The sequence below is a fragment of the Dokdonia pacifica genome (genome assembly GCF_900188275.1).
In the GTDB taxonomy this organism is placed as follows: Bacteria; Bacteroidota; Bacteroidia; order Flavobacteriales; family Flavobacteriaceae; genus Dokdonia; species Dokdonia pacifica.
On record NZ_FZNY01000009.1, the window covers coordinates 133,793 to 157,716 of the forward strand.

The 23,924-nt window shown below is 37.0% G+C and carries 6 protein-coding genes; all 6 read left to right on the forward strand.

What is annotated here, in order from left to right; translation table 11 throughout:
* Positions 1–246: 246 nt before the first annotated feature.
* The 6 genes from CHB80_RS21605 (at position 247) to CHB80_RS21630 (ending at position 23,853) form a co-directional block, all read left to right on the forward strand.
* Complete coding sequence (locus tag CHB80_RS21605; RefSeq protein WP_089373603.1) at positions 247–2,049, forward strand: ATP-binding protein; 1,803 nt, start codon at positions 247–249, stop codon at positions 2,047–2,049.
* On the forward strand, positions 2,046–4,067 hold the full coding sequence (locus tag CHB80_RS21610; RefSeq protein ID WP_089373604.1) for a tetratricopeptide repeat-containing sensor histidine kinase: 2,022 nt from the start codon (positions 2,046–2,048) through the stop codon (positions 4,065–4,067). The genes CHB80_RS21605 and CHB80_RS21610 overlap by 4 nt, the downstream gene beginning before the upstream one ends.
* A gap of 411 nt (positions 4,068–4,478) precedes the next feature.
* Positions 4,479–10,739, forward strand: a complete 6,261-nt coding sequence (locus tag CHB80_RS21615; RefSeq protein ID WP_089373605.1) for an HYR domain-containing protein — start codon at positions 4,479–4,481, stop codon at positions 10,737–10,739.
* A 355-nt stretch (positions 10,740–11,094) separates the two neighbouring features.
* Positions 11,095–14,526: a hypothetical protein gene (locus tag CHB80_RS24790; protein WP_179218238.1), complete on the forward strand. Its 3,432-nt coding sequence runs from the start codon at positions 11,095–11,097 to the stop codon at positions 14,524–14,526.
* Between the two features lie 452 nt (positions 14,527–14,978).
* Positions 14,979–21,119, forward strand: a complete 6,141-nt coding sequence (locus CHB80_RS21625; protein WP_089373606.1) for an HYR domain-containing protein — start codon at positions 14,979–14,981, stop codon at positions 21,117–21,119.
* 337 nt (positions 21,120–21,456) lie between these two features.
* Complete coding sequence (locus tag CHB80_RS21630; protein ID WP_179218239.1) at positions 21,457–23,853, forward strand: T9SS type A sorting domain-containing protein; 2,397 nt, start codon at positions 21,457–21,459, stop codon at positions 23,851–23,853.
* Positions 23,854–23,924 lie beyond the last annotated feature (71 nt).

The window sequence follows — 23,924 nt, forward strand, 5'->3', positions numbered from 1 at the left end:
ATTTTATATACGTAGTACCACGTATATAATACGTATTGCCCCTTATTTTTTAGTATATCATCGATAGAATATCTTGCCTTTTGTTAAAATTTAACAAAAGAGCAATTACAATAGTAAGTAGGTTTGTTGTGGAAGGTGGCACTATAAACCGAGGAAAGGAGGCTCTTTATACGCCTCCTTTTTTAATTTATAAATGAAAAAAATAAACGTTGAAAGAATTTGTATTTTTAGAACTTAACCATTGCCATGTATAAAACCATTTTAAAATATCATAGCCTTATTTGGTTTTTAATCTATGGGATGGTTTCTGCGCAAACACCTTCTATTAATCAGCGTTCTGAAAAAGAAATACGTAACATCATAAGTGATAACGATAAAACAAGCCTCTATGATAAGGCAACCCTTGAAAAAAAGCTCATCCGATATTACCAAGGGCTTCATATCATAGATCAAGTACATGACAGTATTAAGGTTACTTTTTACAAATCATATACAAGCATTTTATCAAAAAACAATCTATTTAAAGAAGCCAATAAAAATGCAAAAAAGGCAATTCCTTTAATTAGAAAGGTATATCCAGAAAATTTTGAATTAGAAAAGGATGTCTACGCAGACCTAGCTTCAAATTATATCAATCTTCAAAATTATGATAGTACCACATGGGCTTATAAAAAAATGATTGATATAGATCTTAAACATCCCAAAAAACTCTCCCCCTTAATCTCTATGAATAATTTAGGGTTCCATTATTACAATCATAAGAAATATGACTCTGCCTTATATTATTTTTCAAAGAAAATAGACTATGAAGATATTTTACATTTACAAGGAAACTTTAATTGGAGTCTTAATGACAATATTGCCCTAGTATATAGAGCACAAAACAGACTTTCGGAAGCTAAAAAACTCTTCATAGAAAATTATAATTTTTATGCAAATCAACAGTTGGTAGATGGAAGGAAAGAGCGCCGATATAGAGCAGGCTTGCAATGGGCTGATATCGAAATACGACAAGGAAATTTTGTGAAAGCTCAAGAACTTATTACAGATATTGAAAAAAGCCTTCATAAAGAAATCAATTATACAAAGTATACAGAATCATTATTACTATTTCTCAAAACAAAAAGAAGTTTCGCGAAAGCGAAAAAGAATTTCCAAGAAGCAAACCAATTAGCTGAAAGTTACCATCATCTTAAAGATAGCCTTACGGCTGTAGAAGTAAATCAACAACAAAATGATCTTAGCTTATTAAGAGATGCTGCCCTACAGAACGCTTCTCAAATGCTCTTAAAAGAACAAATCATCAGTAGGATTGAAACAGAAAATCTACAACAAAAATCGACAAGGATCTATGGATTATTAATCATTGGCTTTTTGATGACTTTATTGGTTTCTGGGTATATACTCTACAAGAGAAAGCAACAATTTTCTAAAAAAGCACAAGAACTTCAAACGCAATATGCGCATAGTCTTATTCAGAATCAAGAAAAAGAACGAATTCGGGTAGCACAGGAATTACATAATAGCGTGGGGCAAAAACTAGTATTACTATCCAAAAAAACAACGCTTTCTGAAGACCAGGAAGCGCAAGATTTAGCTAAAAATACCCTAGAAGAATTGCGAAGTATTTCGAGAAGTTTACACCCTATTACGCTGGAAAATTTAGGACTTACAAAAGCTTTAGAATCATTAATAGATGATATGGATGCAAAATCTACAATATTCTTCACACATCAGATAGCAACCATTGATCATCTATTTGATCAAAAGGCGACACTCCACATCTATCGTATTATTCAGGAATTATTAGATAACTTGGTAAAACACTCAAACGCAAAAGCTGCCTCTATACATATCACACATAAGTACAATACTGTTAGAGCAATTATTTCCGACAATGGAAAAGGATTTGATGTTACTGCACAACAAAAAAATGTAGGACTCAGTACATTACGAGAAAGAACAAAAATTTTAGATGCACATATCGATTTTGATAGTGATACTAATAAAGGGACTGTGATATCTCTAAATATCCCTATAACAATATGAAAAAGTTACTCTTCGGTATACTAATAACTCATAGTCTATGCTTGTTTTCACAGCAAGATTCATTACAACTAAAAATTGATAACCTTCAAAAGAAGATCAACGTATCAAAAGGCGTTGACAAACTATATCTTTTGGATACACTTACCCAATTAACAAAGTATAACAGGAATCAAAAGTATGACTCAATAGCTAAGGTCACTATTTCAAATGCTATAGCATTAGATGCTGTAAACCTTGCCACAAAACATCTAGGTGAGCTTCTATACTATCAAAATAATAGAATTGGAAAACCGAAAGAAGCTCTAGAATTATTTAAAGATTTCCTAGAAAAAAACAGACCTGTAACAGATACACTCATACTAGCCAAATTATACCTTGAAGGTGCAGATGCACATCTTAATTCTGGATTGGATCATGAATCCCTATCCTGGTATGATAAAACAATGACATTAGCCCTCAAAGCCAAAGACTCTTCATTATATGCAAAAACGAAAGGGTATAAAGCATTTGCTTTAACCAAAATGGGAGATTTTGCCACAGCATCACAAGAATATCAAAAGGCACTCACTGTTTTTATAAAAAGAAAGGATACTTCTAATATTATTAGAATACGTGGTGGGTTATCCATTATTTATGGTCAAAACAATTTTTATGAAGAATGTCAAAAAGAGCTTGATGCTATTGAAAACCTTGCAAAAGCCTCTAATAATATTCCCGCATATCTTATTAGTCTAGGAAATAAAGCCACTAATTATTATGGACAAAAAAAATATAAAGAAAGCATAGAGGTAAATAAGAAAAAATTACAACTCATAGAAAAACATCCAAGGTTCAAAAGCATGGAATCTTCCAGCTTTAAGATGTTGATATTGTCCTATATAAGAACCGATAGCCTTGCCCAAGCAAAGACAATGCTAAAAAAACTGGAAGCCAAAATAAATCCTTCTGATGCAGATTTTGATTTAAAAAGAAAGTACTCAGAAGCATTAGCCGAGGTATATCTTGCTGAAAAAAAATATACGCACGCAAAAAACACTGCTATAGATTTATTTGAAATGCTTAAAACCACTTCAAATTATAGCGCCATTATGGATAATAATAATCTTCTATCCAGGATTGAAGAAAAATTAGGTAATACGGGTAAGTCATTAGAGTATTATAAAAAATATACAAGCATCAAAGACTCCATAGAATCTGTACAAAAAGTAAATGCATTGGCCTATTATCAGACCTTATATGAAACTGAGAAAAGAGATTTTAAAATAGCAACACAACAAAATGAAATTACCCTTTTAGATCAAAAAAATAAAGTAAAACAACAATGGCTATTGTTTGGAGGTATATCACTACTTGTAGTATTTACAATGATATATTTAGTACGTAGGCAAAAGTTTATACGATCAAAAAAACAATTACAGGAACAATTTTCTCAAGGACTAATCAATGAACAAGAAAAAGAACGTACACGCCTTGCTAGAGAATTACATGATAGTGTAGGACAAAAACTCATGTTACTCTCTAAAAATGGTTCTGTCCTTGGAGATAAAAATGCAAAAGCACTTGCGGGAAATACACTAGAAGAATTACGGAGTATCTCCAGAAGTTTATATCCGCCAGCATTAGAAAGTTTAGGCTTATCCAAAGCTATAGAATCTTTAATCAATGAAATAGATGCCAACACGACTACTTTTTTTACACATGAAATAACTCCTATAGACCACACACTTCCCAGAGAAACAACACTTCACGTATACCGTATTATACAAGAAACATTGAGCAATATGATCAAACATGCCGAAGCAAAAGTAGCTTCAGTAACTGTTTCTAAAAAAGAAAAATCTATTGAAGTAGTGATTACTGATAATGGAAAGGGATTTCTGGTAGAAGAACAACTTAAAAAGCACAGTAGCTTAGGAATGAAAACCCTGATAGAACGCGCAAAGATTATTCATTCTAAATTAAATATTGTGAGTGATCTAGATAAAGGAACTAAAATACAGCTCAGTATTCCTTTATAGAAAAATACTACATCTCTTTATCACTATTACAGTGTAATTTTATACGCTTTCGCGAAATCGAGCTTGCGAGATTCACGACCGAAGGGAGAGTGAAACGGTAAAGCATATATAGGGCATAATACTTTTTAAAGAAATAAGCACAAGTAATATATTTACTGGTTTTAGCATTGAAACTATCTAAAAGAAAATTAGAAACGTCATTCTGAATTCATTTCAGAATCTCATAATGAGAAACTGAAACAAGTTCAGTTTGACGATTTTCTATTTTTTAAACAACCTCTCTTCTTTTTACCCCTATACATGCTACTACGTAGTAAATCATACGTACTACCACGTAGATAATACGTACTTCTTCTTATTTCGCGTAAGCGTTACCTAAAATACCTTGCACCCATCTAAAATCCCTTTAAGATGAAAACAATTAAGACTATTATCTTATTCCTTTCTTTCTATTGCATTTTTCAAACGAATTCTTATGCACAATGCGATAGCACGAGCGATGTCATCCAAAATACCTCAAATACAAATGTTGATTGGGGTGCTGGAGGAAACACCTATGGAAATACCTTCACACCAACTTGTTCAGGAAAAATAGAAGGTGTTTCGTTCTGGACTCGTGAGGCTTCTGGTACTATTGGTGGTATCTCGATGACGGTAGAATTATATAGGAATCCTTTAAGTAATAATCCTATATTATTAGCAAGTCAAACACAAGACATTCCTTTTGACAACGCCAACAGAGAGCGTTATTTTGTATTTGATGATGAACCAGACGTAGTTTCTGGTACTTCATATGGCTTTCGGGTTACTAGAAATGATACCCAATTCTCAGTCAAAATTCTTTTGAATAATAACAATCCTTATTCAGATGGTCGAATGTTTCTTAATGATTTTGATGATGATAACATCACCCAGAATTGGGACCTTAGATTTCGAATTCATTATCTGGATGAAGTAGCACCTAATGCAAATTGTATCAACATAACACGAACACTTGGTTCGAATAATACAGTCAGCATTTCCACTGGAGCGATAAATAATAATTCCAATGATGCAGATTCAGGAATTGCCTCAGTATCCATCTCGCAAAATACATTCGATTGTTCGGATATTGGAGACAATATAGTGACCCTAACTGTGAGTGATCAAAATGGAAATTTTAATTCCTGTCAAGCAACAGTGACCATAGTAGATGCCAATGCTCCAGAACTAACCTGCCCTAGTGATATTACATTTAATACGGATCCTGGTGTGCCGACTATTGTAAACTATGATGATATACTATATTCTGATTGCACGGTAGAAACGCCCGATGGTTTTAATTTATTAGGGGTTTGGAACAATAAGAGCTATTTTATTTCGCAAACGCAACGTTTTCCGAGTGAAGCATATCTAGTTGCTGAGTCTGTTGGTGGATACTTAGCAACTATAGAGAATGCTGAGCAAAATGAATTTATCAGAGCTGCAGTATCTGATGCAGGTCTCGGGTTTGACTTTCTCATTGGATATAATGATATAAATGTAGAAGATAATTTTGTTTGGCATGACCCTAATGCTACTTCTACCTACTCAAATTGGTCAACAGCTGAACCTAATGATGCTGGGGCAGGTGAAGATTATACAACCATGAATGGCGGTGGTAGATGGAATGATAGAAATAATAATTTTCAGCGTCATTATATTATTGAGCTATCTCAATCAACAATCATACAGACAGCTGGTTTACCCTCTGGTAGTGTATTTCCTGTAGGAACAACAACTAATGAATTTGAAGCCACAGATGCTTTTGGAAATGTAGGAACATGTTCATTTGATGTAACTGTAATTGAAAACCCATTTGAAACTTTGGTAGAGCTCAATGGTGGGAAACTTACCATTACCGATATTGAGAATGACTCGGATGATCAAATAACACTTTCTAATGATGGTACAACATTAACTATTAGTAATCTCGTACTTCCTACCGTTTCTGGAGGCCCCCTTTTGATAGATGCTACTACGGTAACGGTACCTTTATCAAGTATCATTGCAGGAATCGAATTTATTGGAAGTGGAGGTGATGATACTATTGACATTCCAGATGATTTAACCTTAAGTGGAGGCGATAATGATATGATACTTACCGGACTTGGTATTAACGCAGATTTTGCCTTCCAAAATGATGGACATATTAATATAGGTGGCGATTTTATTATCTCAAATAGCAGTAATGCGTCAATACTATTAGGCGAACTTACTGCAGTCAACTTTAATATCTCAGATGTCTCTTACCTTCGAGATACTAATAATCCTTCTCCAATTACTATTTCAGGACAAACCGATATACAAACAAACGGTAACATTGATTTCTTTAGTAATTCGATTCACAGCTTTTCCGGAACGGTTAATTTAGAAGCTGCGACCATTAACTTTTCGGTGGTAGGCCCACTTACTTTAGGAACTGTAACAACTACAAATCCTACCGATATATTTAGAAATGACATTCGCGTAAGTCCAGGGGATTTAACGCTAACTGCAGATATCGTCACTGCTGGAGATTCAGATCTCTATTTAAGAGGACAAAATACGATCAATCAATCTGGAGGTACCATTACGACAGATCATTTGGTCTTTGATGGAAGAAATAATGGTGAAACGATTGCCACATTATTTGGTGACAACGACATTAATACGATAGAAGTAGCTACTGGAAGGTCAATGGAATTAATAGTCTTCAACGATATCGATGATTTAGAAATTGGTCGCTTTACTATTGAATCTGCCACCCTATTTGCTACTACAATTAATTTAACCGATGATACCGATATTTTTAAAAACGGAACTGGGGTTTTATCCATTTTAAGTTCAGGAGATTTGAATATTACTAACTCCACCAACAATTCACAGGCTTTCGTTACACATAATGGTGGTAGTATTGAGTTTCAGGGCACTACTATTGCTGTAGAAAAACTATTTTATCAGGGTTCAACGGGTACGACCACGCGATTCTTAAGCCCTACTACTTTTAATGATATTGATCTTTTTCTTGAGTTTGGTTCACTTCAAATTCAAGCACCAGTGAACACAGGAGCTACTAATTTATTAATAGAACTGGAAGATGCCCTTTTAGTGGATGATTTTGAAGGTATTTTGAGCGGAAATGCCATATTTGAAGGAGGTTCTACTACTGTAGAGTTAGACGGAACTATTGCACCTGGTGGTGGTACAACTCCTACAACTTTAAGGCTTATAAATAATATTGAGTTTAATAATGGTACGTATGCGCCACATATAGCTAGTAATACATCCTTTGATCAATTGGATGTAGATGGTACAGTCACCTTAACTGATGCCGATTTTGCCCCAACAGGTAGTTTTGTACCACAACCAGATGATGTCGAAATGATCTTGATATCTAATGATGATACTGATGCGGTTATTGGTACTTTTAATAATCTTCCAGAGGGAAGTGTGGTAACTTTTGGAGACTATGAAGGTATTATCAGTTACGTCGGAGGTGACGGTAATGATGTGACGCTTTCTCCTATAGAAACTACTGTAGATCTCACTTCTGGAATATTAACCATTACCGATACGAATGGCGGAGTATCTGATGATTCCATCACGCTTTCTAACGATGGGACTACACTTACCATAAGTGGTTTAACAGCACCAGTACAAATAAGTACAGGTGTAACATTGGTCAATGGCACCTCAGTTTCTGTACCTATAGCTGATATCACTAATGGCTTTTTATTTGATTCTGAAGAAGGTAACGATACCATCACTATAAATGATCCTATAACAATAAATGGTGAAAGTAGCTTCATGGCAATTGCCACTATTGATAATTTTATACAGAATGCAGCTTTAACTATTGGAGGTAATATATTCCTTGAAGGCACCGATTCAGACCTTGTTTTAGGTGAAATTACTGCCGGAAGTTTGAATTTAAGATTATTTAATAATATAAATGATTCTACAGGACGACTGAATATTTCTGATCTGGCTATGAGAGATATCACAGGAGTTGTAAATATAGATAATGGAACACAAACAGAAAATAATCATAGTTTTGGAAATTTTGTCGATATAGAAGCTTTCAGAGTTGCTAATTTTACGGCAGGTTCAGATGTAACTATAGCGATCAGAACTACTGCAACCAATGTAGAAAATACAGTTGCTGTATCCCCTGGAAGTATCACACTTTCTGGATCAAGTTCAACAGCAGGAAATTCAGACCTAAACTTAATAGCAACGTCTTCCATTAATCAACCTGTCGATGCTTCTCTCACGACTCGTGAGTTAACCATTACAGCCAGTACAACAGCAGTATTCTTAGGAGAAACCAATGATATTAATAGATTACGTAGTACGAATCCTTTAGAGTTAATTTCGTTCAATGATATTGACAATCTCGAACTTGGAACCATTACTACCAGTGAGTTTGCATTTACGGCATCTGAAATTTTTATAGATACAGAAACCCTTGTGACTAAAACAGGTTCTGGAGTAAGTACATTTACAGGAAATGTCCTTTCAGATTCTATTGAGTTAGGAACCATAAACCACGAAGCGGGAACTATTGTATTTGATGGAAATACCGGATTAACCGTAATTGATTATAACGGACAAGCAGGTACTACGACTCGATTTATTGGAGAAGGTGCCAAAACAGTTCCAAATAGTACGCTTACATTTGGCACCCTTGAGTCTGAAACTATTTTTAATTCTTCTTTTGATGAAATAACCATTCTCGATACTGCTATTTTTACGGGTAACAATGGGAAATTAACAGGAAGCGGAATTCTCAATGGCCCCGTAAACATAACAAATGATGGAGCAATATCTCCTGGAGGAGATTTTATAGGAGTTTTAACGACAGGAAATCTAAATATAACATCAGGGACATTTGAAACCGAAATTAATGGATCTACTACAGATTTGTATGATTACATTATTGTAAATGGGACTGTAAATTTAACAGATGCTATTTTAAATCCTATAGGTGGGTTTGTCATACAACCTGGCGATGAGGTTATTCTTATAAATAACGACGGTACAGATGCTGTGACTGGAATATTTAATAATCTCCCTGAAGGCAGTAGTGTTACTTTTGGAAACTTTGTAGGAATCATTAGCTATGCAGGAGGTGATGGTAATGATATTGTATTACTAGCAGATACTGAAGATCCAGTTGCGGTATGTCAAGATATTACTTTATCTATAGGTATTAATGGTTTAACTGTTACAGGAGATCAATTAGATGGTGGCTCTTCAGATAATGCTGCTATAAGTGAGATTCTTATTAATGGGCAATCATCTATAGATTTTACACTAGCAGATCTAGGAGATACTGAAGTAATGATTACTATAATTGACCCTAGTGGTAATACCGATGAATGTACAGCGACCATTACATTAGTATCTAATGTCAATGCTACTTTACCTATCTTAATAAGTGAATACCAACCACAGACCACAGACGATCCACAATCTATTGAAATTATAGGAGAACCTGGAGAGTCATTTGTTGGAAACTTTATAGTTATTGAAGGTGATACGGATACTAGTGAAATAGGCGTTGTATTAAGTGCCGATTCCTTTTCAGGTACATTTGATGCCAATGGATTATTAACGGTCACCATTCCTAATATTGTAGGCCCCACGCATACGGTCGTATTGACAACTTCTTTTAGTGGTACTGTTGGCATGACCGATATTGATGATGATGATGACGGAGTAGCAGATGATTTGACCGCTTTCGGGACTATTTTAGATGCTGTAGGTGTTGGTGATGGTGGCGCTTGTTGTCCCATTGATGTACTATACGGTACTGATTTTGGAGGTGTCAACCTACCAAGTATCGGAAGTGTTCCTGGAGCTATCTTTAGAGAAGGAAGTACAGGTGATTTTTTCCAAATATCTACTTCTTCAGGAGCTATTTTTGATTCAACAGGTACTATGATTGATGGAAGTACTTTTGACAATACTCCTACTGTAAATGGAACCTTTGGAGCAATTAATCCAATGCGAGAGATTAGATTACGACCAAAAGTATTCTTGCAAGGTCCCGCTTCAAATCCAATTACAGGTCAGGAAAATCTAATGCGTGATGATTTAAGGGTAGCTGATCTAGTGCCGACATTGAGTCCTTATGGAGATGGAGCCACCACTACATTTTCTAATGGAGAACCTAATAACAATAGTGTCGATTGGGTATTGGTAGAATTGAGAGATGCTACTGATAGTTCCATTATTATAGCGTCTCAGTCTGCTTTAATACAACGTGATGGTGATGTGGTTTCGGTAACTGGGTCGGATGTAAGCTTTAATATACCACAAGGAGATTATTTTGTAGCCATAAAACATCGGAACCATTTAGGAATTATCTCTGCAAATACCGTGGCACTTTCTAGTAGCACAACTTCCTTAGATTTTAGTGCTGATAGCACTCTAGCAAATGGGGATTCCTTAGCCTTAGTAGATATAGGAAATGGAGTTTTTGCCATGTATGCAGGAGATGCTTCAGGAGATGGAAATATTCTTAATACAGATATTATTAATGCCATATCTAATTTAGGAGGAACCAACGTATACAATAGTGCTGACTCCAATATGGATGGGAATATCTTAAATGATGATATTACATTATTCATTCAATTGAATGCAGGACGTATCCAGCAATACTAATCGTAGGTTGATAGCCATTTATTTTAAATACTCAGAAATAGTGCTACTTTTTAAAAAGTGGCACTATTTGTTTTAAAGATATTTAGTAATATTTCGCTTAAAGCGAAATACTATACAATCAACCTATATTAGGATTTACGCTTTTGAAAATAAAGTCAAAGTAGAAATTAAATCTAAAAAAGTCCAACATATCTGTAGGAACGTAAAAAACTAAAAGCTAATAACCGATACCTAATATCTGACGCCTCATACCTATTCCCTTTCCTTAAAATACGTACTACCACGCATATAATACGTACTTCTTCGTATTTCCTACACATGTAAATTCATAGAAATTTGTTAAAAATTTTTTAAGATGAAAAACACCAGCCTACTAAAAATATCTAGATATAAGTCAGTTATCAATACGTTCTCTTTACTACTTTTAACTTGTTTCCTATCAACTGCTATGTGGGGACAAGAAGTTTACAACTATACGGGAAGTATACAAACTTATACTGTAAGTGCCGATGCTGAAGAAGGATCACAACTTACATTTTTAGTAAGAGGAGGTGATGGAGGGCGTGCAGAAGTATGTGATTGTAAAGCAGGAGGAGGAAACGGAGCCATCACAGAAGCTACAATAACTATTGGATCTAATACAAGTGCTGGACAAATACCTGCGGGTACAGAATTACGCTTAATTGTGGGGGGAAAAGGTACGGATGAAATTAGATCTGGTTGCTTTGCAGGTTCTACTGGAAGTGGTGGCGGTGGTACTGCAGTATTGGCAAATATAAATGCTACTTGGGAAATTATTGCAGTTGCTGGCGGCGGTGGCGGTGCATATCAAGGGCATTTCTTTGGTTGTGTTGATAAACAACACGGACAAGGAGGACGGTCGACTATTTCAGGAGGAAATGGTGAAGGAAGTGTACCAGGAGCAGGAGGTCTTAATGGTCAGGGTGCTGATGGAGGAGGCAGTGGTATTGAAGATTGGCGTGATCACTCAGGTGGTGGCGGTGGCGCATTTTCAGACGGAACAGGAGACAATAGTGTAAACCAAGACACACATCCTATGGGGGGAAAGAAAGGTTTTCCTTCTGGAGGTGCCGGAGGTACTGAAGATGATTATGAAGGCGGCTGGGGTTTTGGAGGCGGTGGGGCTTCAGATGAAGGTGCTGGTGGCGGTGGCGGCTATTCCGGAGGCGGTGGAGGAAGTGAATTTAATAATGGCGGTGGCGGTGGAAGCTATATCAATCCACTATACACTTCTAATGTAAATATCATTTCTGGAGGTAATGACAATAATACAGAGCACGGATATATCGAAATACTGAACGAATGTAGTATTAGTGTGACTGGATTTACATATATCAATCACTTATGTACAGAAGATGACCAAGGACGTATCCAATTTAATTATACCATCGCTGATGCAGGAGATTGTGATCTGTCACTAGATTGGAGATTACTTCCTATAAATGGTTGGGATTATCTGGGAGATGGTATCTTCAGAACTGTAAGAGCTGGTGATTATACATTAGAGGTAACGAATACCGATACAGATGAGGTGTTTGAATATAATTTTACAGTAGGAGCTACTAATGAACCACCAGTAGCCCTATGTAAAGACAATATTACTATTACACTAGGCGCAGATGGTATCTATAACAATCCCGACTTTGCCCAACTTATAGACGATGGGTCCTATCATCCAATCTGTAATGACAACTTGCAAATTAGTGCAAGTGAAACTTTATTCCATTGTGGCGATGTAGGAGAATGGGAGGTTCTTTTAATTGTGACATCAGAAAATGGCGCTGTTAGTTATTGTAGCACTCAAGTTACGGTCTTGCCTTATGAAGGTCCTACTGCCAATTGTGTACCTGATTTTGAACTAGACTTAGAAGGCCAATCATTCAAGACGCTTTCAATAGATGACATCAATGATAATTCTTCCTTCTTTTGTGCAGGCGATGGCACGATATCTTTTGCAACGGGTACCGACACCTTTTATGCATGTGAAGATTTGGGGCAAACCGTACCCATTACGCTCATCTTGACTGACCTTGTAGGGAATACATCAGAGTGTACCTCTATGGTAACTATTATTGATAGCAGTACTCCCGTTGCTATTTGTAAGGACACGTATACCATAGCCTTACAAAACGGAACAGCTACACTCAATCCTATGGAATTAGATAATGGTAGTACAGGAAACTGTGATATTACATTTTCTACAGATATCGATACGTTTACCTGTGATGATGTAGGAATACAACAAATCACCTTAACGGTAACCAATGGCTTTGGAAATACGGATTCCTGCATAGTAGATGTTACAGTTGCTGAAAATGGAGAATTTACGGCCTTCTGTAAAAATATTACGGTGGCATTAGATGAAAACGGAACCTATCAATTGGATCCTAGTGAACTCAATGATAATAGTATTGCTATAGGATGTGTGGCCCCTACTTTTGAAGTTTCTCAAGACACCTTTACCTGTGATCACTTAGGAGAAAATATGGTCACCTTAACAATGACCTCTTCAGATGGGCTACAAACCAGCTCTTGTCAAGCCACCGTGACGGTGATTGATGATATTGCGCCTACATTTACAGAAGGTGTATTGGATGAAATAACCTTTGACATTATTACTGGAGGAGTTCTTCAAAATCTTACTAATCAATTCTTTTTTTATTCTTCTGATAATTGTAGCATCCAAAATGTAGAATTTACAGGTCGTACTATTTTTACGTGTGAAGATATAGGAACATCAATCCCTTCTTCTTGGACTATTGAAGATCAAAGTGGAAACATCTATGTACACGATTTTCTTGTGCATGTGATTAATACACGAGAAATAAATCTTGAATGTGCGCCTATTGATATTGATGTAACCAATGTACAAGGGCAATATACCTTAACCGATGGCAATATCTATAATATGTTGTTTAACAATGACGAAGGTGTGTATAGTCAACTTGCTTGTTATGACATAGCAGACCTCACTTTGAGTCAAACCACCTTTGATTGGGCAGCAGTTCCTTATTCACAAGAAGTAACCATATCCCTTACTGAAGATGATGGCACAGAGCACACTTGTACCACAACTGTAAATGTAAATCCTATAAATATTGATATTGTGATTGCACCTAAAGTATACCTGCAAGGCGCTTTTACCAATCCGAATGCAGGAGAAGAAACCTTGATGCGTGATGATTTACGTGTAGCCAACTTAATTCCTCTAGCCACTCCGTATACAGATGGTAAAACCATCGATATATCGGTATTGAATACTACAGGTGACAATGCTGTCGTAGACTGGGTATGGGTAGAACTACGAGATGCTACAGATAACACTATAGTGATAGATGGACAATCGGCTTTATTATTACGTAATGGTAGTGTAATAGATCCTGACGGTACGAGTCCGCTTAGTTTTGAGCAAGATGAAGATTTCTATCATGTAGCCATCAATCACCGTAATCATTTAGGAGTGATCACTGCAAATACTATAGCACTATCATCCACGAAAACATCTATTGATTTTAGTTCAGATATCGCAATAGCCAACGGAGGAACATTAGCGTTACGAAATATGGGCAATGGCATATTTGCTGTGTATGCAGGAGATGCCACAGGCGATGGAAATATCCTCAATACAGATATCACGAATGCTATTGGTACTTCTGGAGGAATCAATCTATATAATGGTGCTGATGTAAACATGGATGGAAATATCCTCAATGATGACATTGCATTATTCATCCAATTGAATGCTGGACGTATCCAGCAATACTAAAGAAAAGAGATTAAAAATTATAATAGTTAGTTATTGGAAATCATACTTTATACGCTTTCGCGAAAGCGTACTCGTGAGATTCACGACCTAAGAGAGAGAAGCGTTAAAGCGTACTTACGAGACCTGTCGGTAGGCAGGTTCACAACCAGAGGGAGAGTGAAATAGTAAAGCGTATAGTACTACTTTCTATATAACAATCAGACACTATATATATTAGAATTAACAAAAAGGTTGTTTGAAAAGTAAGTCTTGAAATATCATTCTGAATTCATTTCAGAATCTCATAATGAGAAACTGAAACAAGTTCAGTTTGACGAGTTTCTTTACTTTTCAAACACCTTTTTTCTATTTACCTCTATACGTACTACCACGTATATAATACGTACTTCTTCGTATTTCATAGACGCGTGCATCGAGATACCTTGCACTCAAATTTTAAAAAGCCCTTTAAGATGAAAAAAAATACAGTGCTCTTAATCATATGTTTTACACTCTTGATAAGTATTACCACAGCATATGCACAAACCTGTGGAACCCCAAACAATATTAATCAGACTGCTACAACAGGCAGTAATATAGCTGGTGATCAGTATGCATTTTACCAAACATTTACACCAGATTGTAATGGTACTATTGACCATATTACGGTTTGGAATACCAACTTAAACAGTGAAACTGCGGCTATCTTTATCACTCAAGGAGCTAATCCAATAGGATCGACTGTTTTGGATCAGTTTACATTTACATTTCCAACCTCTCCTTCTACTTCTCCTTTCCCTTCTATAGAAACAGATATTCCGTTATCTAATACTATTAACTTATTAGCTGGAGTAACGTATGCTTATGCTATGGTTTTTAATCAAGGAGATAACATATCTTTTGATTTCTCAAGTGGTGATCAATATCCAGATGGAGAAGTATTTTGGGTAGGTGAAGATTCTACAACTTGGGAACAAGTACCCACCAATACTGGTGAAACAGGTACTACCGATATGCGTTTTCGTATTGATTGGGTAGATCAAAGTCCCTATGTAACCTGTAGAGAAAACCGATCATTTGCTTTGGGTGCTAATGGTACTCGAACTATTACATTTGGTCAAGTAAGTAATGATAGTGGCGCTTCTACAGGAGAATCGGTAGTCATACGTTCCATCAATCCTACTTTCTTTGATTGTGATGATGTAGGTCCACAAAGCGTGACTCTTATCATTCAAGATACCTCGGGTCAAAACGCATTTTGTACTACGACCATCTTTATTACAGATGGACAAGATCCTGTAGTAACGTGTCCAGATGATATTGTATTGGAATTACCCGTAGGAGATACCGAGGGTACTGTGACCTATGATGCCCCAACTGTTGTTGATTGTACTGCAGAAACTCCTGCAGGATTTACACATTTAGGAGTGTATACCGATCCAGATGGAGATATTAGAAACTATTATTTGTCTGACGATACTATTGCTCTTGAAAATGGTTTCAACGAAGCATCTGACGCTGGTGGTAATTTAGTTACTGTTATTGACCAGGAACATAACGATTGGTTGAGAGAATCCATAAATTTTGTAACGGGAGCTACCAATGTTGAGGTATTATTAGGGTATACAGATCGATTTATTGAAGGCTCTTTTCTCTGGTATGCAGGTTCTGAAAATGATGGCTATGAAAATTGGAATACGGGAGAACCTAACAACTCTGGAAATGAGGATTACGCAGTGATGATACCTAGTGGGAGATGGAATGATTTAGGTGGAACCCAACAGAGAAGATTCCTCCTTCAAATTGAAGGGCAATCTTCAGAAGCAACGCTTATTTCTGGTATCGCATCGGGTGGGACATTCCCAATTGGGACTACTACCAATATGTTTGAAGTGACTGATGCTTATGGAAATATCGCTACCTGTTCTTTTGATGTGACCATAGAAGAAACAATTGCTGAAACAAATGTTATACTATTCAATGATGGAGGATTGGTCATCTCGGATACACAGACGCCAAATGATTTACAATTAACGCTTTCTAATGACGATACAACGCTTACTATTAGCGGCTTAATAAGCCCAAATGTGATAGGTGCTACCCTACTTGCTGATCAGACAACCGTAACGGTACCCCTCTCAAGTATTACATCAGGGATTACCATTATAGGTACGGATGGACAGGACAATGATGTTACTTTTGCCAATGCGCTGACCTTAAGCGGAGCATCTAATGACATCGGCATTGCCAATTTTCAAATTGATACACAAAACTTACCCATTACTGTAGGCGGAACATTCATTGTGATACAGCCAAGTGGTGTTTTAACAGGAGATACTACTATTAACGGAGCGATAGATTTTGATTTTGATGGTAATTTTGCACCCAATGTAACAGGAGATACATCGGATAACTTTGATCAATTAGTCCTTAATGGTACAGTGAGTATCACCAATGGTAATTTTACACCACAAGGAGGATTTACAGCATTCCCAAATGAAGCTGAAATTATACTCATCAATAATGATGGTACCGATGCGATCTCTGGAACGTTTAATGGATTGCCGGAAGGGAGCACCGTTACTTTTGGTGACTATGAAGGTGTCTTAAGTTATGTAGGAGGTGATGGAAATGATCTATCCCTTTTTAGAGATGCTACCCCACCAGTAATTAGTTGTCCAGATGATGTAACTATTGATTGTGCTGATGGGGCCGTAAGTATATTCACCACTACAAGTACCGACACTCCCATTAATATTCCCGATAATAATAATACGGGGATCTCTAGTACATTAAATGTAAGTGATATTATTGATGGTGCAGAAATATTAGATATTACCGTTGATGTAGCGATTGACCATACATGGACAGGGGATTTAAAGATTGATTTGATTGCGCCTGGGGGAGAATCAGTAAACTTAATAGCAGAATCACTGGACGAATCTAGTGACTTAGCTGCAAGTTCCCCGATTATCTTTAGTGATGACGCTGCAGTAGATGGCAATCTAATGGGAGAAGGAGGACTTGAAAACAATGACGTGATTTGTCAAGATGATGGTATTTGTGCATATCGTCCGATGGCAGGAACTGAAAATATACAAGAACAAGATGTTTTTAAAGATTTTATAGATGAAATCATTGCCAATGGAAGTTCGTTTAATGGAAATTGGACATTACAAGTCGCAGATAATGCTGGTGCAGATGTAGGTACTTTAGCTACTTGGCAGATCAATATTGAAGCCACCGACCCTACGGTAGATGGTACAGTAGACACCAATCCTTCTGCAACAGGAACCGCAACCGCAACAGATAACGCAGGAACTGCAACAGTCACCTTTAACGATGTGGTCGTAGATGGATGTGGCATTACTGAAACCATTACTCGAACGTGGACCGCTACAGATGAAGCAGGAAATGAAAGTACGTGTGTACAAACTATTACTGTGACCGATACACGTGCTCCAGAACTTACTCTCTGTCCAGAAGATATTGTATTTGAACTAGCAGATGGAGAGACTGAAGCCATGATTACCTATGATCTTCCAGAAGCTATCGATGTTTGTGGCCCTGTTGTTTTTGTAATACAAACAGCAGGACTTGCTTCAGGAGAGCTATTCCCAGAAGGGGTAACAACAAACACCTTCTCAGTAACGGATGTTTGTGGTAATGAAGTGATTTGTGAATTTACGGTAACGGTGGTAACACAAGAGACTTTAGTGAGTCTAGATGCTGGGGTATTGACTATTGAAGACGTGGGATCTACCTCTGACGATGACATCACCTTATCTGATGATGGAACTACCTTAACCATAAGTAATTTAACACCTCCAGTAGATACATCGGGGGCTGTTACAGAAATTTCAGAGACTTCTGTATCGGTTGCTTTGGCTGATATTACAAATGGCATCATAATAACTACGGATGGAGGAACGAACACGGTGACCGTTGGAGCTTCTACAGCGACTGCAGTTGATATTCAAGGAGACAACACCGCAACTATAGCAATAGATGCTATTGACACAGGAAGTTTAACCATATCAGGTTTTACAGAAATTACAGATGTGGGTAGTGTGATTACAGTAACAGGAGCGACGAGCTTAACAAGTTCGGGACAAATTGCTATCAATGATGGTGAAACGAGTCATGAATTTGGTGGTACCGTTACACTAAGTGCGACCAGAGTAACCTTTTCTGCAGGGGCTAATCTTACGATGGGTGAAGTGACCATTTCAGCTACAGATCCACTTCAAAACTTCTTCATAGCTAATCCAGGAAAACTTACGTTAGATGGTAACATAACGATTACTGATACCAACACCAATCTATTTTTGGAAGGTACTAATGGTATAACTCAACAAAGGGGTATTATTAACAGAGGTTTTTTAATACTACAAGGGAATGGTACTAGTCAGGCTACCCTAGACCAACTCAATACGGTAGGCGCCATAGACATAATAAATACAGTTAATGCAGACCAGAGTGCCTTTACACTTGTTGTATTTTCCAATGCTACTAATACATTCTTAGGAAACATCATCGTAGATGAATTTTATTTTACTGCGCCACAATTTGATTTAGAGCCTGGTTTTACACTCATCACCAAAAATGGAACAAGCGTAAGTACCTTTAATGCAGACATGGATATCAATAATGGTACTGGAACAGCCATTTTCAACCACAATGCAGGGACCATCAATTTTAATGGAGATACCAATGATTTTAATGGCAAAGTGACCTATAACGGCGCGGCAGGTACCATAACGAACTTCAACAGTGATTTCACTGATTTACCAGTAGGAGGACCTGATAGAAACTTCACTTTTGGGTTTCTAAATAATACGACCGGTACTATCGATATTGGAGATATAACGGTAGATATCTTAAATGAAGCCAATTTCTTTGGAGCCAACACGCTTATGACTGGTTTTCCATCCCTAAACGGCGGGCCAACCACCATTTCAGATAATGCGACGATTTCTCCGGGTGGAGGTACTTTCGGTCTGAGGTATAATTTTGATGATCTTATCATGAATACGGGAGCTACGTTTGCACCTTATATTGTTGGAGATAGTACATTTGATTTTGACTCATTAGAAGCAGAAAATGTAACGTTAAATAACGTCAATTTAGCACCTACAGGTGGGTTTATAGCACAAACAGCTGGCGAAATCATCATCGTTAATAATACAGGTGCAAATCCAGTATCGGGTACCTTTAATGGATTCCCAGAAGGGGCATCTATATCTTTTGGAAGTTACAATGGGGTTATTAGTTACGTAGGTGGTGATGGAAATGATATTACCCTCTCTCCTGATCCTGACAACCTCACAACAGTTTTAATTAGTGAATATCAACCCCTATTTTCTCCTTCAAGTGACCCGCAAACTATTGAGATTTTCGGTGCTGCTGGAAGCGTATTTGAAGGTACCTTTGTCGTGATAGAAGGTGATTTTGATAATGATCCAGGTCCAGGTACTGTTGTGAGCGCCGATACCTTCTCAGGTACTTTTGATGCCAATGGATTATTAACCACTACCATTCCTAATATAAATAACCCTACTCATACCGTGGTATTGACTACCTCCTTTACAGGTACGGTAGATACTGGAGCAGATGATGGAACTGATATTGATACGAATAATGATGGTGTAGCAGATGACCTATCTGCCTTTGGACTGATCCTAGATGCGGTAGGTGTAGGTGATGGTGGTATTTGTTGTCCAGAAGATTTCTTATACGGTACTGATTTTGGAGGCATTGATCTACCTAACATTGAAGGGGTTCCTGTGTCTATTTTTAGAGATGCAAGTGATGGGGATTTCTTCCAAATATTGAATACTTCAGAGAATATCTTTGATAACACAGGTAGTGTCATTGACGCATCTCTTTTTGATACAACTCCTACAGAAGATGGTACGTTTGGAGCAATTAACCCTACCATTGCTTCTGATGTAGTGGTAAGTGCAACTGTATATCTGCAAGGAGCCTTTACCAATCCGAATGCCGGTGAAGAATCTTTAATGCGTGATGATTTACGTGTAGCCAACTTAGTTCCTTTAGCAACACCATATACTGATGGTAAAACGATCAATGCATCGGTATTGAATACTACAGGTGCCAATGCGGTCGTAGACTGGGTATTTGTAGAACTTAGAGATGCTACAGATAACACCATCGTGATAGATGGACAATCGGCTTTATTATTACGTAATGGGAGTGTTGTAGATACTGATGGTACGAGTTCGCTTAGTTTTGAGCAAGACGAAGATTCTTATCATATAGCGATCAATCATCGTAATCACTTAGGAGTGATTACAGCAACTACGGTAGCACTATCATCCATGAACACATCGCTGGATTTTAGTTCTGATATCACTGTAGCTAATGGAGGAACATTAGCCTTAAGAGATATGGGGAATGGCATATTTGCTATATATGCAGGAGATGCTACGGGAGATGGAAATATTCTCAATACGGATATCACAAATACGATTAATGTTTCTGGAGGAATCAATACATATGATGGAGCAGATGCAAACATGGATGGAAATATCTTGAATGATGACATTGCATTATTTATTCAATTGAATGCAGGACGTATTCAGCAATTTTAAAATAAAGAAAGATTAAAAATTGTAGTAGTTAGTTATAAATGAAGTTGTATTCAGTATACGCTTTCGCGAAAGCGGACCTGTAAAATTTACAATCGCAGGAAGAGCGAAACGTTAAAGCGTACTGAGTACTTCTTATAACCTACTTCACAACAGCTATATAATGAAAAAATATAATCACACATTACGGCAACGCATTACAGATACGTGCTACTACGTATATAATACGTACTTCCCCGTATTTCATACACAGAATGCTCGTGATACCTTGCACTCAACTTTTAAAAAGCCCTCTGCTATGTATTTTTCAAATCTAACCTACTATAAATTCAATTTAAAAATGAAACAATTTACTCTATGCATAATCATGATTCTAGGATGCATGACTATGAATGCTCAAAATATTGAGCTCTCTTTTGACAATGCCGCTATTACCAATGATGGAGCTAATGACTTCTATGAAGTAGATGTTATGATCACCAGTGATGTTGCTTACACACAAGGATCAGGACAGTTCTTCTTAGATTATAATACGACTGCCTTTGGAACACTTATTAATGGTTCTGGGGGAATTACCTTTGAACGTCCGGATACTTCTATATTAGGAGGGCAAACAACTGTAGAAGTAGTACCGGGTACTGTAATTCCTCTTGGAGCTCATTATAACTCTTTCTTTATAAATGATGCCACCACCTCTAAAGTATCTTTTATCTGGCAACAGAATGGAAGTGCAGGAATGATTGAGCAGAACATCCCTGCGAATACACCAGTTGCCTTAGTTCGTGTAAAAATGCAATTTTTAGATGGTGCCTCGGCTGTATCTCCAGATTTGTGTTTTGATGAAACCAACCCTTTTGATGATCAATTCTTCACTGCTTGTGGTCCTTTTGATCCATTAGTTGGATTTACGTTTATAAATGCCGACTGTGTGAATGAAGCAGGAACCCAAATCTTTGATTATACACCTGATTGTACCGCTCCAACTATTGCACTTTGCGCAGGACTACCTGTGACTACGTATAATGGAATGGGATGGGATAATGGTACCCCTGATGGAAACATGAATGCAGTGATTGCTGCTAATTACGACACTGCTATTGTAGATGAAGATATCACAGCATGTTCTTGTACCATTAATACAGGTACTAAAGTAACCGTAACCGCTGGAAAATTTTTACAGACTACAGGTGATCTTACGGTAGATGGATCACTAGATGTATTGCATGAAGGGAGTGTGGTACAAACTGATGAAAGTGCCGTGACAATTAACAACGGAGCTATCACTGTAGAGAAAATAACTCCTATCATAGACGATCGTAACTTTGTGGCCATGAGTAGCCCAGTTTCTGCTGAAGCGAGAGATAGAGTTTATGGAAACTCCCGTGCGGTGTTTAGTGTAATTCCTAGTAACTTCGTACCATTTGCTATTGATTTTGGAGCATTTCCAGAATTTATGGGGGCTGAAAATTTCCTAGATGATAATAATGATTATTTTGTACCAGTAACTGGAAGTACTGCCTTACCAGATGCAGGTATAGGACAATGGATATTCCCCCAACCCGCTCCTAATGTTGGAGATGGTGCTTATACCCTAACCTATACACAAAACGCATCTAATCCAGGAACCTTAAACTCAGGAACAATTTCAGTGCCTATTAATTATAATGGACCGGCTACTATTAATAACTATAACTTATTAGGTAATCCATATGCATCGGCCATTGATGTAGAAGCCTTTATCAATGCGAATGATGCCATAAATGAAGTATACTATTGGGATCACTTAACCAATCCTACAAGTGACTTACCAGGTTTTGGAACCAGTAACTTCTCTATGAATGATATCTCTGTGCGTAATGCATTATTGGGAGTAGCTGCCGTTAACGGAGGAACAGCACCTGGGCAATATATGGCATCAGGACAAGGATTTGGAATCAAAGCAGCTCAATCTCAAGCAGCAGCCAATACACCCGTTGTATTTACAAACAGTATTCGTGTAACTGGAAACAATGATGACTTTAGAAATGCTGAAAATACAGGTGTTGACAAATTATGGTTAAATCTAACTACAGAAGCCTATGAAGAAGCAACATCACAAACAGGAATTGGCTTCACTCCAAATGCAACACCTGGTTTTGATCCTGGATATGATAGTCCGCGTTTAGGTACTTTTATATCGCTATTTACAACCTTAGAAACGGGAGAACAATTGGCAATTCAAGGTAGAGAAGCATTTGATCCTACGATAGAGCTTACATTAGGATTTGCTACTTCGGTAGAAACAGAAGAAAATTATACCATTAGCATAGATCACTTGGAAGGTATTGGGTTAGAAAATACTCCAGTATTCTTAATCGACAACTTGAATGACACTATCATCAACTTAAAAGAAAGTGATTATAACTTTATAGCTACTAATGGAATTCAGTCAGAGCGTTTTACTATTGTATTCCAAGAACGTGACGTATTAGGAACGGAAGAAGTGAGTTTTGATGAGAATATCACATTATACCCGAATCCAGCTATCGATCAAGTAACATTAAGGTATCAAGGGCAAGCACAATTACAAGAGCTAGCCATTATTGATCTAAATGGAAAGCTTGTAAAAAGAGTAGATCTAAGAAACTTCAATAATGCACAAACGATTCAAACCAGCGAATTAGCCAAAGGTGTATATTTCTTAAAAATACAATCAGATAGAAATACGACAGTTAAGAAGTTAATTATTAGAGACTAAATTTCTCAAAAGTTTTTTAAAAAGAGCTATCAATGATGATAGCTCTTTTGTTTTTAAAAAAAAGTATAATA

Excerpts from the sequence above, each read along its gene's own strand:
- CHB80_RS24790 (WP_179218238.1), top strand. The coding sequence starts at position 11,095 with ATGAAAAACACCAGCCTACTAAAAATATCTAGATATAAGTCAGTTATC.
- CHB80_RS21630 (WP_179218239.1), top strand. The coding sequence starts at position 21,457 with ATGAAACAATTTACTCTATGCATAATCATGATTCTAGGATGCATGACT.
- CHB80_RS21610 (WP_089373604.1), top strand. The coding sequence starts at position 2,046 with ATGAAAAAGTTACTCTTCGGTATACTAATAACTCATAGTCTATGCTTG.
- CHB80_RS21625 (WP_089373606.1), top strand. The coding sequence starts at position 14,979 with ATGAAAAAAAATACAGTGCTCTTAATCATATGTTTTACACTCTTGATA.
- CHB80_RS21605 (WP_089373603.1), top strand. The coding sequence starts at position 247 with ATGTATAAAACCATTTTAAAATATCATAGCCTTATTTGGTTTTTAATC.
- CHB80_RS21615 (WP_089373605.1), top strand. The coding sequence starts at position 4,479 with ATGAAAACAATTAAGACTATTATCTTATTCCTTTCTTTCTATTGCATT.